The sequence below is a fragment of the Bradyrhizobium sp. UNPF46 genome (genome assembly GCF_006658625.1).
Classification (GTDB): domain Bacteria; phylum Pseudomonadota; class Alphaproteobacteria; order Rhizobiales; family Xanthobacteraceae; genus Bradyrhizobium; species Bradyrhizobium nitroreducens.
The window spans coordinates 64701-79064 of record NZ_LFJB01000031.1 but is presented as its reverse complement, the minus strand read 5'-3'; the positions used below and the strand labels follow the sequence as shown (position 1 = coordinate 79064).

Genomic DNA, 14364 nt, shown 5'->3' with positions numbered 1-14364 from the left:
GCCGAACCCGGAATCTCGAGATTCCGGGTTCGATGCTGCGCATCGCCCCGGAGTGACAGTCATTTCGGAAACGGCTTGCTCAAAAACTTCGAGCCCCTGACGCCATAGCGCCAGGGCAGCTCGACGGCCTTGGTGATGCCGATCCGGATGCCGGTTGCGACCTCGACGTCCCCGGTCCGCGCATGCAGTGCGAACGGCGGCCGGTCGAGCGGCAGGGTGTTGTGCGCGATGGTGATGCCGAGCGCCTCGGTCAACTTGCCCGGACCCGAGCACAGCGCGTGCAGATCCTGGAGATGACGGCGGCGGCGCATCGTGGCCAGGCCATGGGTCGGTTCCAGCGCGCGGATCAGTACGGCGCTGGCCGAGCCTGCCTCCTCGCAGACGAAGTTCACGCACCAGTGGATGCCGTAGGAGCGGTAGACATAGGCATAGCCGGGCGGGCCGAACATCACCTGGTTCCGCGGCGTCGGACCGTTGTAGGAGTGCGCCGCCGGCTCGGTATGATGATAGGCCTCGACCTCCACGATGATCCCGCCGACGCCGTCGACCAGCAGGGTCGCCCCGATCAGGTCGTGGGCGACCTCGCGGACGTCGCGCGCGAAAAAGCCACGCTTCAGGGCCTTGCCAAGCCGGGGTGTGGAAGGTTTCGAGACTGGAGCCATTCGAGGTGAGAATCGCCTGAGAACAGAGCAGGATATTGCCCATATCTGCCATGTTCCCTGAAGCCGTGCGAGCCGGGTTGCGATGCCGGGCCAGACCGACTAGGTAGGACCTGAACAGACCGGACGGACCATGGTCGTTATTGTCGATACCATCTCGAACCCGCTGCGCCCGCGCCACCCCGAAAAGGTGAATCGCCCTGACTCCGCTTCGCCGCCGAAGCCGGACTGGATTCGCGTGCGCGCGCCCAACACCCGCGGCTATGCCGACACCCGCAACATCGTGCGGTCGAACGGCCTGCATACGGTGTGCGAGGAGGCGGGCTGTCCGAATATCGGCGAGTGCTGGGACAAGAAGCACGCCACCTTCATGATCATGGGTGACACCTGCACCCGGGCCTGCGCCTTCTGCAACGTCAAGACCGGCCTGCCCAACGCGCTGGATGCGGCCGAGCCTGCGAATGTCGCCGAGGCCGTAGCCAAGCTCGGCCTTGCCCACGTCGTCATCACCTCGGTCGACCGCGACGATCTCACCGACGGCGGCGCCGAGCATTTTGCAAAGACCATCCGCGCCATCCGGGCCGCGTGTCCCTCGACCACGATCGAGATCCTGACGCCGGACTTCCTGCGCAAGGAGGGGGCGCTCGAGGTCGTCGTTGCCGCCAAGCCCGACGTGTTCAACCACAATCTCGAGACCGTGCCGTCGCGCTATCTGACAGTGCGGCCCGGCGCGCGCTACTTCCACTCGATCCGGCTGCTGCAGCGGGTCAAGGAGCTCGATCCCACCATCTTCACCAAGTCCGGCATCATGGTCGGCCTCGGCGAGGAGCGCCACGAGGTGCAGCAGGTGATGGACGATCTGCGCTCCGCCGACGTCGATTTCCTGACCATCGGGCAATATCTGCAGCCGACCCGCAAGCACCACGCGGTGATGCGCTACGTGCCGCCGGACGAGTTTTCGTCCTACGAGAAGATTGCCTACACCAAGGGCTTCCTGATGGTGTCGGCGAGCCCGTTGACCCGCTCGTCGCATCATGCCGGCGAGGATTTTGCGAGACTGAAGGCCGCGCGGGCAGCTAGCGCCCGCTGAATCGCCATGCCCAAATTTTCGAGCAAGCGCCGTGTCAATCACAGCGCCTCCGAGATGTTCGATCTGGTCGCCGACGTCGAGCGCTACCCGGAATTCGTGCCGCTCTGCAGCGCGCTCAAGGTGCGGCAGCGGATGGCGAAGCCCGACGGAACCGAGGTGCTGGTCGCCGACATGACGGTGTCGTTCAAGCTGGTCAGGGAATCCTTCACCAGCCGCGTGACGCTCGACCGCGCCAATCTGAAGATCTTGGTCGAATATCTGCAAGGCCCGTTCAGCAACCTCGAAAACCGCTGGACGTTCGAGCCCAAAGGTGAGGGCGTCTGCGACGTCGGTTTCTTCCTCGCCTATGAATTCAAGAGCCGCATGCTGGCGATGCTGATGGGCTCGATGTTCGATGCCGCATTCGCGCGGTTCTCGGCCGCGTTCGAGAAGCGGGCGGATGTGATCTACGGCCGGCCGAAGCTGGCGCAGACGTAGGTAACTCTCGTGTCCCGGACGCGCTGCAACGCCCTTCGCGTTGCTGCGCAGAGCCGGGACCCACGCCGCACGAGCGTCTCGGAGAGATGGGCCCCGGCTCTGCAGCGCACCGCTGAAGCAGCGCTGCGCTTCGTCCGGGGCACGGGACCTTCCTCAATCCACCGCCTTCACCACGTCCGGAGGCTGCGAGGCGTAATACGCCGCGGCCGCCTCGATCTCCTGCGCCGTCATCGCGCGCGCGATGTTGCGCATCTGCTGGCTGATGTCGTTGCGGCGCTCACTGGTCGCGAAGGCCTGGAGCTGCGCCTTCATGTAGGCTTCCGACTGTCCTTCCAGCCACGGGCTGCCGGTCTTGTTGTCGAGGCTGCCATGGCAGGCGCCGCAGGGCGCGATGCCGCGCATCGGCGCGCCGTAGATGACGATGTTGGGTTTCGGCAGTCGTGGCGTCGGGTGATAGGCGGGCAGCCGCGGCAGGTAGGCGTAATAGTTGGAGAGATCGGCGATCTCCTGGTCGGTCAGGTTGACCGCGAACGGCGACATCACGGCATTGCTGCGCGCGCCCGAGCGGAAATCGTGAAGCTGCTTGTAGATCACGGCGGCATACTGACCGGCGAGATTGGGCGAGTCCGCGCGGCTGACGCCGGTCGGGCCGTGGCAGATCGCGCAGCGCTGCGCCAGCGTGGCGCCGCGGCCGATCGCCTCCTGGCTCGGGCGCGACAGCGTGTTCGAGGTCAGCACGACCTCGGACAAGCGCTTTGCCTGTTGGGGCGCCGTGACATCAGGCGCGCGCTGCGTCACGCCGGCGGCAGAGCAGATCGCGTCCCAGACATTGGCGAACTGAACCCAGGGCTGCGCGAAGGGCAGCACGATGAAGCCGGCAATCGCCGTCACGATCAGGATCGCGGCGGTGATGCCGACGCCAGTCCTGAAATGAGTGTTGCGGAGGGTGAACAGGTCGCGCGTGCTCATCACTGCGCTCCCACATAGACGGCCGGCACCGAGGTGCCCGAGCTCAGCGCCAGGTTCAGGATCGGATAGCCGTAATTGGTCAGCGTGAGGCCGATCATCAGCGCCACCCACAGCGCATGGGTGTTGAGCGCGACGGGCACCGTCTTCGGCTGATGCACGGCCAGCGCGAAGCGATAGGGCCCGGCGTCAATTTGAGGTGCGCGCATGCCACGCGCCAGGATGACAATGAACATGATGCCCGACGCCAGCAGGATGAAGCCGCCGATCGCAGACAGGATGACGGAGAGCGCCTGCGGCGCGATGGCGGGATCGCCGAAATCGAAATAGGCCATGCGGCGCGGCATGCCCAAGATGCCGACCCAGTGCCACGGGAAGGTGGTGACGATCATGCCGACGAACCACAGCCAGAGCTGGGTGCGGATCAGCCTGACATCGATCAGCTCGCGTCCCGTCAGGTGCGGCCACAGATCGTAGGCGATCGCGAAATACATGATCACGATGGCGCCGCCGAAGATCAGGTGGAAATGGCCGGTGATCCACTGCGTGTTGTGGATGGAGGCATCGAGCTGGTAGCTCATGTTGATGAGGCCGCCGGCGCCGCCGAAGCCGAGCATGACGAACGAGAACGCCAGCGCCAGCATCATCGGATTGTCCCAGGGCAGGGCCCTGATCCAGCCGAACATGCCGCGGCCGCCGCGCAGGCGCGCCGCGATCTCGACCGAGGCGCAGATCGTGAACACGGTCAGCAGCGTCGGCAGCGCCACCAGCGCCGTGAAGGCCGAATGGATGAACTTGAAGCCGGCCCCTACTTGCGGATCGGCAAAGGTGTGGTGCATGCCGATCGGCATCGCCACCACCAGGAACAGGATGAAGGAAATCCGCGCCATGCTGTCGGAATAGATCCGGCCGCCGATCGCGCGCGGCACGATGGTGTAATAGGCGATGTAGGTCGGCATCAGCCAGAAATAGACGATGGCGTGCAGCGTCCACGAGAAGAACACCCGGGCGAGGCCCGCATCGATGGTGTTTTTCAGGCCTGCGGCGACCGGGATGATCTGGAGCAGCAGCTCGAGCGCGGCACCGACCGCGGTCCAGGCCCACAAATAGGAGCCCGCGACATTGGCGAACATCGCCAGCGGCACCGGCGCCCCGGGATTGGCCTTGCGCCAGACGCGCAAGTTCACCGACATCAGCGCGACCCAGATCCACGAGCCGACCACGACCAGCACGACGCCGAGATAGTAGAAGACGTTGCCGATCAGCGGCGGGTAAAACGTGTAGAGCACCGAGGCGCGGCCGAGCGCGATCGGGATCACCGCCATGATGCTGCCCGCGACGATCAGCCAGAATCCGGCCCAGGCCCAGCGCACGCCGACCAGGCGTTGCTGCAGCGCGGATTCGCTGATGGCATAGCCAAAACCCATCGCGACCAGCGTCGGGAACACGTAGCCCATCACCGTGCCGTGCGCGGTCAGGGAGCGGTAATAGAGCTCGGGATTGGACAGCCAGGTGCCGATCGGACTGCGGATGAACATCTGCCAGGCGCCGAGCGTCAGCGCGACGCCGAACACGGCGAAGGCCAGCCAGAAATGGGCGAGGATGAGCTTCCTATTGACCAACACAGCTCAGCCTCCCGCCGCCCTTCGCGCGGTTTGCAAACTCGGTCTTGTCGATCACCTTGACCTTGCCCCACATGCCCTCGTGACCGAAGGAGCAGAACTCCTGGCAAGGCATCAGATAGTCGCCCGTTTTCGTAAAGCGCATCAGCTGCTCGGAGATGTAGCCGGGCACCAGCATGGTGTTGACGTTGGTGGCCTGGATCAGGATGCCATGCACGACGTCGGCGCTGGTGGCCCGCAGCGTGATCGGCGTGTCCGCGGGCACCAGGATGCAGGCCGGTGTAAAGGAATATTGCTGGCCGATTGCGCGCACGGTGACGGTGCCGTTGGCCTCGAGCACGCTGCCGAGATTGCTCTCGACGAACTCGCCCGAGAGATGAATGCGCGACGGGTCGATGGTCTCGACGCGCGGCTGCGGCATGGTCGCGCGATGGATGCCGGCGAAGGCCGCGAGCCCCGCCATCATCACGACGATGATCACGGCGATGGTAGCCCAGCGCCGCTCGACCCGGGCCGCGACCTCGGCGCTGGCGTGATGCGTTTCCTCCGCGCTCATTGCAGCGATCCGCGCGGCAGGAACACGAACAGATAGAAGGCGAACCACATCGCGACCACGCAGGCGGTGGCGATGCCGGCGAGCACGATCGCGCCGGACGGGCCCTGCGCGACGACCTCCTCGACGGCCTGGTCGGCGGCGGCTGGGCTGGTCGGCGGATCGGAGTTGAACATGCGGCCTCTCAGTTCAGCGGTGCGGAGCGCAGCTCGTTGGCCTCGCGCGCCGAGACCGGTGTGCCGCGATTGCCCCATGCGGTGCGGATGTAGGAGACGACGGCGGCGATCTCGTTGTCGGAGAGCAGACCGGCGAACGGCGGCATGCCGTAGGGCATCGGATTGCCCTTGGTGCCCGGCGGATAGCCGCCATTGAGCACCATGCGGATCGGATTGACCGCGGACTGCATCTCGATCGACTGGTTGTTGGCGAGCGGCGGCCAGTGCGGCGGCTTGCCTTCGCCCTGCGTGCCGTGACAGCTCGCGCAATGCTTGTCGTAGACGGTCTTGCCGAGACTGATCAGCAGGCTGCTTTCGGTGGTCGGCAGGGCCGTAGCTGCCGGTGGCGGCGACGAGCCCTCGGCGATACCCTTGAGGTACACCGCCATGGCGCGCGTATCCTCGTCATTGAGATATTGCAGGCTGTTGTGCACCACCTCGGCCATCGGGCCGTAGACCACGCCGCGCATGGAGACGCCGGTCTGGAGCAGATCGGTGATGTCCTTGATGCTCCAGTCGCCGAGGCCGGCTTCGCGGTTGGAGGTGAGGGAGGGTGCGTACCAGTTCTGCATCGGAATCAGGCCGCCCTTGAAGGCGTCCGATTGCGAGGTGCCGCCGAGCGCGTTGATCGGCGAATGGCACATGCCGCAATGGCCGAGGCCTTCGACCAGATAGGCGCCACGATTCCATTCCGCCGACTTCTTCGGATCGGGCTTGAACTCGCCCTCGCTGAAGAACAGCGTGCGCCAGCCGAGAATAAGCTGGCGGTTGTCATAGGGAAAGCGCAGCTCGTGCGGCTTGTTCTTCTGGCTTACCGGCGCAATCGCGCGCAAATACGCGTAGATCGCGTCGCTGTCGGCGCGCGTCACCTTGGTATAGGACGCGAACGGCATCGCCGGATAGATCAGCCCGCCGTCCGGGAAACGGCCGCTGTGCATGGTCTTGTAGAAATCGTCGGCGCTCCACTTGCCGATTCCCGTGTCGGGATCCGGCGTGATGTTGGAGGTGTAGAGCGTGCCGAACGGCGTCGGCATGGCGCGGCCGCCGGCGAACAGGCGGCCCTCCGGCGCGGTGTGGCACGCCGTGCAATCGCCGGCACGGGCGAGATATTCGCCGCGCGCGATGATGTCATTGGTATTGCTCTGGCTCTTGTCCTGCGCCTGCGCGGCCGTCGTGAGCGCGGCGAGGGCGAGCAGAGTGATCGACAGTTTCGAGCCCATCACCGCCTCGTCAGTTCGGCTGGCTGCCGCAGCCGAAGGGCAGCGCGTAGGTGCCCTTCGGGACAGGAGCAGGATTGGCGGGAGCCGGGCGTGTCGCAAGCCAGGCTGCGACTGCGGTGACGTCCGCCTCGGTCAGATGGCCGGCGACAACTTGCATGCAGTCGGGCGACTTCGCGGTGCGGGTGCCGTAGCGCCAGGCGCCGAGCTGGGCGCTGATATAGGCGGCGCGCAAGCCGAGCAGGCCGGGGATGCCGGGCTGCATGCCGGCCAAAGCCGGGCCGTGGCAGCTCACGCAGGCCGGAATGTTGCGGCTGGCATCACCGCTCGTGGCGAGCAGCTCGCCCTGCGCGAGGACCTCCTTGCTGACCTCGCTGGGCGCCGGCGGCGGCAGCGGCGGATGCTCGCCGGCAAAATATTCCGCCATCGCTTCCAGATACGGATCGGGCAGAAACTCCAGCAGATAGTTCATCGGCGGATATTTGCGCCGGCCGCTGCGGAAGGCGAGGAGCTGGTTGTAGAGATAGCCGGCAGGCTTGCCGGCGAGGCGCGGGAAATAGACGTCGCTGGTGCCTTCGCCCTTGTTGCCGTGACAGGGCGTGCAGGCCTCGACCCGCGCCGCCATCGTATCCGGCGGCTGATTGGCCGTCTGCGCGGCCGCACCATCAAAGACGGCCAAGGTGAAGATCACAGCGACTGAAGCCGCGGTGCGAGCGAACAATTTCGTCGCCCTCCATAAGGCTGGCCCGGTTGATTCCGGATCACAACGTAGAGCAGCATTATTGCGGCAATATTTTTCCGCGCAAGCTCCGAAGCGCGTGATGACGTTTGGTCGCGCCGTCTGCGTTCGCGATTTCGATCGAATTCGACAAATTTACGTGCTTTGTGAAAACCCGACATAACGCAGCAGCCTCGCGGCAGTTCCTGCCCGAGTTTTGCCTGGTCACATCGCCTCCTTTGTCAGGGGGCGCAGGGAAGACCGGGTGCCTGCCGGCACCCGCGGTCCACTGTGCGAATCCTGCGTGACAAGAAGCTGCACAGCGGCATACAGGTGTAGCCAGGACAACCCGGCCTTCCCTGCGCAGTGGTTTGACGGCTTATGCCGAGCTCTCCCCGGGGAGCGATGCACTATTGCCCCCGTCGCCTTGCAGATGACTGATGCGCGTGTCCGGTTGGACCGCCACATCACCACAAGACTTGACGCACAGACCCCGGGCGTCAGGACGACACGGTTTTGCCGTACGCCAATCACACCGGTCGTATGCGCGACGGTTTTCGCTCACGGTTGCCCGCCCTGCGAACCTTTCGCGCCGATGTGACGAACGTCCACCGCAGCTCACCCCACGTTCGTGACGATCGCGATACGCCCCTCTGACAAGGGATGAGGTGCGCGGAGAATGCGACAAAACAGAAATTCTGTAAAGGCGAATATTTTTGTTGCCGGTGGTTGACCGGCCGCTTGTGTGTTTTGCCTGTCGGGCAGCGCAAGATCTCGTAGGTTGATTAGCGGCGACGACGTCGAGGTCGCCGGCAAGGCGGGCAAGGTGCAGCCGTTGTCGTTGTCCATGACCGAGCTGGTCACGGCCGACAACACGCAGATCCTCCTGCCGAACGGCCGGGTGTGGGGCGCGGCCAATACGCGCGCGGATCGCATCCTGAGGGAGCTTGCGCAACGACTCCCGCATCGATGCTCAGGTGCAACCTACCGTCTCCGTCACGAAGGTCCTCGATGTCGGCAATCCACGGCACCGATCCTGGAATTGACGGTCAGCGCGAAGGCGAAACCCTCGGAGGCCGGTGCTGTCAAGCAGTGTGTACTCGACCACGCGAGTGCGCTGCTTGCGGCGGCGTGAGCCACTTCAGCCCCGCGGCGACCGCGGCGTCCGGCGTTTGGCCGCATGCCGGCGCGGCGAGCGCGTCACGCGGGGGCGCAGGCGGGTGACCGCGGCGGCCCGTTTCGGCTTGGCCGCGACTTGCGGGCCGCGCGCCAGGTCCATCAGCATGCGCAGCGCCTCGACCACCGAGCGCTGACGCACGGCGCTGCGGCCGATCGCGCCGAAGCGGTGCTCGCGGTGGACGATCCGGCCGTCGCGCGCGGCGGCAGCAAAATGCACGAGGCCGACCGGCTTGCCGGGCGTCGCGCCGCCGGGACCTGCAATGCCGGTAATGGCGACGGCGAGATCGACATCGGCCCGCTCCAGCGCGCCGATTGCCATGGCGGTTGCGGTCTCCTTGCTGACCGCGCCGAAATTGGCGAGCGTGCCCGCCTCGACCCCGAGCATCGCGCGCTTGGCATCGTTGGAATAGGTGACGAAGCCGCGATCGATGACGTCAGACGAGCCCGGGATGTCGGTCAGCGCAGCCGCGACGAGGCCGCCGGTGCAGGACTCCGCCGTCGCGATCGTCAGCTTGCGCATCCGGCACAGATCGAGCAGCGAGCGGGAGAGGGCGCGTGCGTCGCTGCCGCCCATGGCTTACACGCTCCAGGGAAGACGAATGGTGGCACTCGCGGTGGCCGCGATGCCTTCCTCACGGCCGGTGAAGCCGAGCCGCTCGCTGGTGGTCGCCTTCACCGCGACGCGCGAGATGTCGACGCCGGAGATCTCGGCGATGCTCGCGCGCATGGTGTCGCGCAGAGGTCCGATCTTCGGCCGCTCGCAGATCATGGTGACCTCGAGATTGGCAACGCGGCCGCCGCGCGCCGTGACGCGCTCGATGGCGTATTTCAGGAACTGATCGGACGATGCGCCCTTCCACTTCGCATCGCTCGGCGGGAAGTGCGAGCCGATGTCGCCGTCGGCGAGCGCGCCGAGAATGGCATCGACCAGCGCATGCAGGCCGACATCGCCGTCGGAATGGGCGAGAAAACCCCTGGTGTGCGGCACGCGCACACCGCAGAGCATGACGTGGTCGCCTTCGCCGAAGGCGTGCACGTCGTAGCCCGTGCCGGTCCTGATGTCGCCGAGCTGGGCCGCCAGGCGCGCTTCCTCGCGCACGAAATCTTCGGGAGTGGTGAGCTTCATGTTGGCAACATCGCCCTCAAAGGTTGCAACCGTCAATCCCGCCCATTCGGCAATGGCGGCATCGTCGGTGAAATCCGAGCGTCCGTCCCTGGCCGCGCGACGATGCGCCTCGAGGATGACGTCGAAACGAAAGGATTGCGGCGTCTGCGCGATTCGCAAGGAGGCGCGATCCGGCGTGCCCTCGACGTTGCCGCTTTCGCCGGTGACCTTGATCGTGTCGGTGACGGGAACGACGGGGATCGCGGCACCGGTGCGGGTTGCGGCCTCGATCGCGCGCGAGATGACGCCGGCCGAGACGAAGGGCCGGGCAGCGTCGTGGATCAGCACGATATCGGGCTTGTGCTTGGCGAGCGCCTCGAGGCCGGCAAGCACCGAAGCCTGCCGCGTCGCGCCGCCGTTGGCCGGCGGCTCGTGCTCGAGCCCGGCGACTGCAGCCGTGAACATGGCGCTATCGTCGGGATTCACCACGGGCTGCACCGCAAGCACGTCGGCGTGGCGGCTGAAGGCTTCCATGGCGCGGTAGATCACGGGCACGCCGCCGATCTCGCGATATTGCTTCGGCCCGCCGGCGCCTGCACGCAGTCCACGCCCGGCTGCGACGAGGACGACCGCGGTGCGCTGTGATTTCGCCATAGGACTCGATTACTCAATTGGTGATGGAGAGTCGGGGAGTGGGGTGATTGCCGCATGCCTCTAGCACGGCAGGCCCGCAAAAAAAGGGGGTTTCCCCGGATTGTTCGAAACAGCATTTTGCTGCACTGCACTTGAAAGATTTACGGACTTGTCTAAACTGTAGGCATGACGCTTGACTGCACAAGAATTGTGCGCAAGATAGGTCATGGCAGGCGCGATGAAGCCCTGTCCAGGCAACGAGACCCCCGTGACCGGTTCGGCAACATTCGGCTCTAAGCCGTTGAAAATTGGCGATATTGGCGTCGCCACCCCGGTCTTCCTGGCGCCGATGTCGGGGGTGACGGACTCGCCCGTTCGCCGGCTGGCGGCCGAGCTTGGGGCCGGTCTCGTCGTGTCCGAAATGACCGCCAGCGATGAGCTCGCCAACGGCCACCGGATGTCCCGGTTGCGCTGCGAAGCCACAGGAGTTGGCCCGCACGTGGTCCAGCTCGCCGGCTGCGAGGCCCATTGGATGGCCGAGGGCGCCCGGATCGCCGAGGCCGAGGGCGCCGATATCATCGACATCAACATGGGCTGTCCGGCCCGGCACGTCACCGGCGGTCAGTCCGGCTCGGCCTTGATGCGCGACCTCGACCATGCCGTCAGCCTGATCGACGCGACCATCGCGGCGGTGAAGGTGCCGGTGACGCTGAAGATGCGGCTCGGCTGGGACGATCGCACGCGCAATGCCCCGGAGCTGGCGCACCGCGCCGAAGCGGCCGGCGTCAAGCTCGTCACGGTCCATGGCCGCACCCGCAGCCAGTTCTACAAGGGCGAGGCCGATTGGGATGCGATCCGCGCCGTGCGCGAGGCGATCTCGATTCCGCTCGTCGTCAATGGCGACATCACCTCCTACGAGAAGGCGCTCGCGGCGCTCGAGGCCTCCGGCGCCGATGCCGTGATGATCGGCCGCGGCGCGCAGGGCCAGCCCTGGCTGCCCGGCCAGATCGGCCGCCGCCTCAAGGGCGGGGCTGAGGAGGCGGTGCCCTCGCTGGAAACGCAGCTGCATTATGTCCGCACGCTCTATGAGGGCGTCTGCGCGCTCTATGGTCTCCGCATCGGCCTCAGGCATGCCCGCAAGCATCTGGGCTGGGCCCTCGATGTCGCAGCGCAGGCGAGCCGGGCGCCGGCCGAGAAGCTGAGATCCTGGCGCCAGGCCATCCTCACCTCGGAGGATCCGGGCCGCGTCCACCAATCACTGCAAGACGCCTTCGACGACTTCGCATGGAGCGCTGCTGCATGAGCTCAGCTGCTGAACATCGTCGCCCGCTTCCGTCCGACAGCGACGCGATTCTGGACGCCTTGCCCAATCCGGTGCTGCTGATCGGGCCGGACGGCAAGATCGTCGGCGCCAACATCGCGACCGAGGCCTTCTTCGATATCTCGACGCAGTTCCTGAAGCGGCAGTCGCTGAAGGAGCTGGTGCCGTTCGGCAGCCCGTTGCTGGCGCTGATCGACCAGGTGCGCTCGTCGAACGCGCCGGTCAACGAATACAAGGTCGATCTCGGCACGCCGCGCATGGGCGGCGATCGCCAAGTCGATCTTCACGTCGCGCCGCTGACCGAGCGGCCCGGCCATATCGTGGTGATGCTGCAGGAGCGCTCCATTGCCGACAAGATGGACCGGCAGCTCACCCACCGCAGCGCGGCGCGCTCGGTGATCGCGCTGGCCGCGATGCTGGCGCACGAGATCAAGAATCCGCTCTCCGGCATCCGCGGCGCGGCGCAGCTTCTCGAGCAGCAGGCCTCGTCCGAGGACCGCATGCTGACGCGGCTGATCTGCGACGAGGCCGACCGTATCGTGACGCTGGTCGATCGCATGGAGGTGTTCGGCGACGAGCGCCCCGTGGTGCGCGGCCCCGTCAACATCCATTCCGTGCTCGACCACGTGAAGCGGCTGGCGCAGTCCGGCTTTGCCCGCAACATCCGCTTCATCGAGGATTACGACCCGTCGCTGCCGCCGGTGCTGGCGAACCAGGACCAGCTGATCCAGGTATTCCTCAATCTCGTGAAGAACGCCGCGGAGGCCCTGATCGACGTCCCCGACGCCGAGATCCAGCTCACCACCGCGTTCCGCCCCGGCGTGCGCCTGTCAGTCCCCGGTCAAAAATCCCGGGTATCTCTGCCGCTCGAGTTCTGCGTGAAAGACAACGGACCAGGGGTGCCGGACGATCTTCTGCCCAATTTGTTCGACCCCTTCGTGACCACCAAGCAGACCGGCTCGGGGCTCGGTCTGGCGCTGGTCGCCAAGATCGTCGGCGATCACGGGGGCATCATCGAATGCGAATCTCAGCCGCGCAAAACCACCTTCCGCGTGCTGATGCCGATGTATTCCACATCGGCGAAACATGCCGATCAAAGCAGTCGCGCCGACTCTGCCGGGAAGCCGTCGTCTGCATCACAGGGGGCAAAATGAGGATTAACAATGCCCGCAGGTAGCATTCTCGTTGCAGATGACGATACCGCCATCCGCACCGTTCTCAATCAGGCTCTATCCCGCGCCGGCTACGAAGTCAGGCTCACCGGCAATGCCGCAACGCTATGGCGCTGGGTCAGCCAGGGCGAGGGCGATCTCGTCATCACCGACGTGGTGATGCCCGACGAGAACGCGTTCGACCTGTTGCCGCGGATCAAGAAGATGCGGCCGAATCTGCCCGTCATCGTCATGAGCGCGCAAAACACCTTCATGACCGCGATCCGCGCCTCCGAGCGCGGGGCGTATGAATATCTGCCAAAGCCCTTCGACCTGAAGGAGCTGATCGCCATCGTCGGGCGCGCGCTGGCCGAGCCGAAGGAGCGGGTCTCGACGCCGGACGAGGACGCCGAGATGGAGGCGATCCCGCTGGTCGGCCGCTCGCCGGCGATGCAGGAAATTTACCGCGTGCTGGCGCGCCTGATGCAGACCGACCTCACCGTGATGATCACGGGCGAGTCCGGCACCGGCAAGGAGCTGGTGGCGCGCGCGCTGCACGATTACGGCAAGCGCCGCAACGGCCCGTTCGTCGCGGTCAACATGGCGGCGATTCCGCGGGACCTCATCGAGTCCGAGTTGTTCGGCCATGAGCGCGGCGCCTTCACCGGCGCCAACACCCGCGCCTCCGGCCGGTTCGAGCAGGCCGAGGGCGGCACGCTGTTCCTGGACGAGATCGGCGACATGCCGATGGAGGCACAGACCCGTCTGCTGCGCGTCCTGCAGCAGGGCGAATACACCACGGTCGGCGGCCGCACCCCGATCAAGACCGACGTGCGAATCGTCGCGGCCTCCAACAAGGATCTGCGCGTGCTGATCCAGCAGGGCCTGTTCCGCGAAGACCTGTTCTTCCGCCTCAACGTCGTGCCGCTGCGGCTGCCCCCGTTGCGCGAGCGCATCGAGGATCTGCCCGATCTCATCCGGCACTTCTTCGCGCTGGCCGAGAAGGACGGCTTGCCGCCGAAGAAGCTCGACGCGCTGGCGCTGGAGCGGCTGAAGCAGCACCGCTGGCCCGGCAACGTGCGCGAGTTGGAGAACCTCGCCCGGCGTCTTGCCGCACTCTATCCGCAGGACGTGATCACGGCCTCCGTCATCGACGGCGAGCTGGCGCCGCCCTCGGTCAGCCCGGGCGCCGCGGTTCAGCAGGGTGTCGACAATCTCGGCGGGGCAGTGGAGGCCTATCTGTCCTCGCACTTCCAGGGCTTCCCGAACGGCGTGCCGCCGCCCGGCCTCTATCACCGCATCCTCAAGGAGATCGAGGTGCCGCTGCTGACGGCCGCGCTCGCCGCCACCCGCGGCAACCAGATCCGCGCCGCAGATTTGCTCGGCCTCAACCGCAACACGCTGCGCAAGAAGATCCGGGATCTCGACATCCAGGTCTATCGAAGCGGGGGCTAGCTA

15 protein-coding genes are annotated in these 14364 nt (G+C 66.0%); 6 read left to right on the top strand and 9 right to left on the bottom strand.

What is annotated here, in order from left to right; translation table 11 throughout:
* Positions 1–59 precede the first annotated feature (59 nt).
* A complete protein-coding gene (locus UNPF46_RS14000; RefSeq protein WP_142250396.1) occupies positions 60–662 on the bottom strand; it encodes a DNA-3-methyladenine glycosylase in 603 nt (200 codons plus the stop codon).
* A gap of 130 nt (positions 663–792) precedes the next feature.
* On the opposite strand from UNPF46_RS14000, the gene lipA reads away from it, so the two are divergent.
* Together lipA and UNPF46_RS13990 are read left to right on the top strand one after the other, a co-directional pair.
* Positions 793–1749: a lipoyl synthase gene (gene lipA, locus UNPF46_RS13995; RefSeq protein WP_100177467.1), complete on the top strand. Its 957-nt coding sequence runs from the start codon at positions 793–795 to the stop codon at positions 1747–1749.
* A 6-nt stretch (positions 1750–1755) separates the two neighbouring features.
* Positions 1756–2226 (top strand): type II toxin-antitoxin system RatA family toxin, encoded by a 471-nt coding sequence (locus UNPF46_RS13990; RefSeq protein ID WP_100177466.1) that lies wholly within the window; start codon positions 1756–1758, stop codon positions 2224–2226.
* A gap of 153 nt (positions 2227–2379) precedes the next feature.
* Here the strand turns inward: UNPF46_RS13990 and UNPF46_RS13985 are convergent, their stop codons facing one another.
* The 6 genes from UNPF46_RS13985 to UNPF46_RS13965 are packed head-to-tail and all read right to left on the bottom strand — an operon-like array spanning position 2380 to position 7520.
* Positions 2380–3195 carry a c-type cytochrome gene (locus UNPF46_RS13985; RefSeq protein ID WP_181769925.1) on the bottom strand — a complete coding sequence of 272 codons (816 nt, stop codon included), beginning with the start codon at positions 3193–3195 and terminating at the stop codon, positions 2380–2382.
* Entirely contained in the window at positions 3195–4817 is a 1623-nt protein-coding gene (locus UNPF46_RS13980; RefSeq protein ID WP_142250394.1) for a b(o/a)3-type cytochrome-c oxidase subunit 1, read from the bottom strand. Before UNPF46_RS13980 ends, UNPF46_RS13985 begins: the two co-directional genes overlap by 1 nt.
* Positions 4804–5370: a cupredoxin domain-containing protein gene (locus tag UNPF46_RS13975; protein ID WP_142250393.1), complete on the bottom strand. Its 567-nt coding sequence runs from the start codon at positions 5368–5370 to the stop codon at positions 4804–4806. The genes UNPF46_RS13980 and UNPF46_RS13975 overlap by 14 nt, the downstream gene beginning before the upstream one ends.
* On the bottom strand, positions 5367–5543 hold the full coding sequence (locus UNPF46_RS37480) for a hypothetical protein (protein WP_181769924.1): 177 nt from the start codon (positions 5541–5543) through the stop codon (positions 5367–5369). The genes UNPF46_RS13975 and UNPF46_RS37480 overlap by 4 nt, the downstream gene beginning before the upstream one ends.
* A gap of 8 nt (positions 5544–5551) precedes the next feature.
* Positions 5552–6802, bottom strand: a complete 1251-nt coding sequence (locus tag UNPF46_RS13970; protein ID WP_181769923.1) for a c-type cytochrome — start codon at positions 6800–6802, stop codon at positions 5552–5554.
* A 10-nt stretch (positions 6803–6812) separates the two neighbouring features.
* Positions 6813–7520, bottom strand: a complete 708-nt coding sequence (locus UNPF46_RS13965) for a c-type cytochrome (RefSeq protein ID WP_142250391.1) — start codon at positions 7518–7520, stop codon at positions 6813–6815.
* Positions 7521–8298: 778 nt separating this feature from the next.
* On the opposite strand from UNPF46_RS13965, the gene UNPF46_RS13955 reads away from it, so the two are divergent.
* Complete coding sequence (locus UNPF46_RS13955; protein WP_142250390.1) at positions 8299–8652, top strand: mechanosensitive ion channel domain-containing protein; 354 nt, start codon at positions 8299–8301, stop codon at positions 8650–8652.
* Between the two features lie 6 nt (positions 8653–8658).
* Here UNPF46_RS13955 and UNPF46_RS13950 read toward each other — a convergent pair whose 3' ends face one another.
* Entirely contained in the window at positions 8659–9270 is a 612-nt protein-coding gene (locus UNPF46_RS13950; RefSeq protein ID WP_142250389.1) for a CinA family protein, read from the bottom strand.
* Between the two features lie 3 nt (positions 9271–9273).
* Positions 9274–10455, bottom strand: coding sequence for a bifunctional 2-C-methyl-D-erythritol 4-phosphate cytidylyltransferase/2-C-methyl-D-erythritol 2,4-cyclodiphosphate synthase (locus tag UNPF46_RS13945; RefSeq protein ID WP_142250388.1), 1182 nt, complete (start codon positions 10453–10455; stop codon positions 9274–9276).
* Positions 10456–10735: 280 nt separating this feature from the next.
* Between UNPF46_RS13945 and dusB the strand changes: the two genes are divergently transcribed.
* The 3 genes from dusB to ntrC are packed head-to-tail and all read left to right on the top strand — an operon-like array spanning position 10736 to position 14361.
* The gene (gene dusB, locus UNPF46_RS13940) at positions 10736–11737 is read left to right on the top strand and encodes a tRNA dihydrouridine synthase DusB (protein ID WP_181769930.1); all 1002 of its coding nucleotides are present in this window, start codon (positions 10736–10738) and stop codon (positions 11735–11737) included.
* Positions 11734–12909, top strand: a complete 1176-nt coding sequence (locus UNPF46_RS13935) for a two-component system sensor histidine kinase NtrB (protein ID WP_100181184.1) — start codon at positions 11734–11736, stop codon at positions 12907–12909. The genes dusB and UNPF46_RS13935 overlap by 4 nt, the downstream gene beginning before the upstream one ends.
* A 9-nt stretch (positions 12910–12918) precedes the next feature.
* The gene (gene ntrC, locus UNPF46_RS13930; RefSeq protein WP_097662565.1) at positions 12919–14361 is read left to right on the top strand and encodes a nitrogen regulation protein NR(I); all 1443 of its coding nucleotides are present in this window, start codon (positions 12919–12921) and stop codon (positions 14359–14361) included.
* The last annotated feature ends 3 nt before the right edge of the window (positions 14362–14364 follow it).

Bases quoted from the DNA above. Each gene is read 5' to 3' on its own strand.
- UNPF46_RS13950 (WP_142250389.1), bottom strand. From the start codon at position 9,270: ATGGGCGGCAGCGACGCACGCGCCCTCTCCCGCTCGCTGCTCGATCTG.
- UNPF46_RS13970 (WP_181769923.1), bottom strand. From the start codon at position 6,802: ATGGGCTCGAAACTGTCGATCACTCTGCTCGCCCTCGCCGCGCTCACG.
- UNPF46_RS13935 (WP_100181184.1), top strand. From the start codon at position 11,734: ATGAGCTCAGCTGCTGAACATCGTCGCCCGCTTCCGTCCGACAGCGAC.
- UNPF46_RS13975 (WP_142250393.1), bottom strand. From the start codon at position 5,370: ATGAGCGCGGAGGAAACGCATCACGCCAGCGCCGAGGTCGCGGCCCGG.
- UNPF46_RS13945 (WP_142250388.1), bottom strand. From the start codon at position 10,455: ATGGCGAAATCACAGCGCACCGCGGTCGTCCTCGTCGCAGCCGGGCGT.
- ntrC (WP_097662565.1), top strand. From the start codon at position 12,919: ATGCCCGCAGGTAGCATTCTCGTTGCAGATGACGATACCGCCATCCGC.
- UNPF46_RS37480 (WP_181769924.1), bottom strand. From the start codon at position 5,543: ATGTTCAACTCCGATCCGCCGACCAGCCCAGCCGCCGCCGACCAGGCC.
- UNPF46_RS14000 (WP_142250396.1), bottom strand. From the start codon at position 662: ATGGCTCCAGTCTCGAAACCTTCCACACCCCGGCTTGGCAAGGCCCTG.
- lipA (WP_100177467.1), top strand. From the start codon at position 793: ATGGTCGTTATTGTCGATACCATCTCGAACCCGCTGCGCCCGCGCCAC.
- UNPF46_RS13985 (WP_181769925.1), bottom strand. From the start codon at position 3,195: ATGAGCACGCGCGACCTGTTCACCCTCCGCAACACTCATTTCAGGACT.
- UNPF46_RS13990 (WP_100177466.1), top strand. From the start codon at position 1,756: ATGCCCAAATTTTCGAGCAAGCGCCGTGTCAATCACAGCGCCTCCGAG.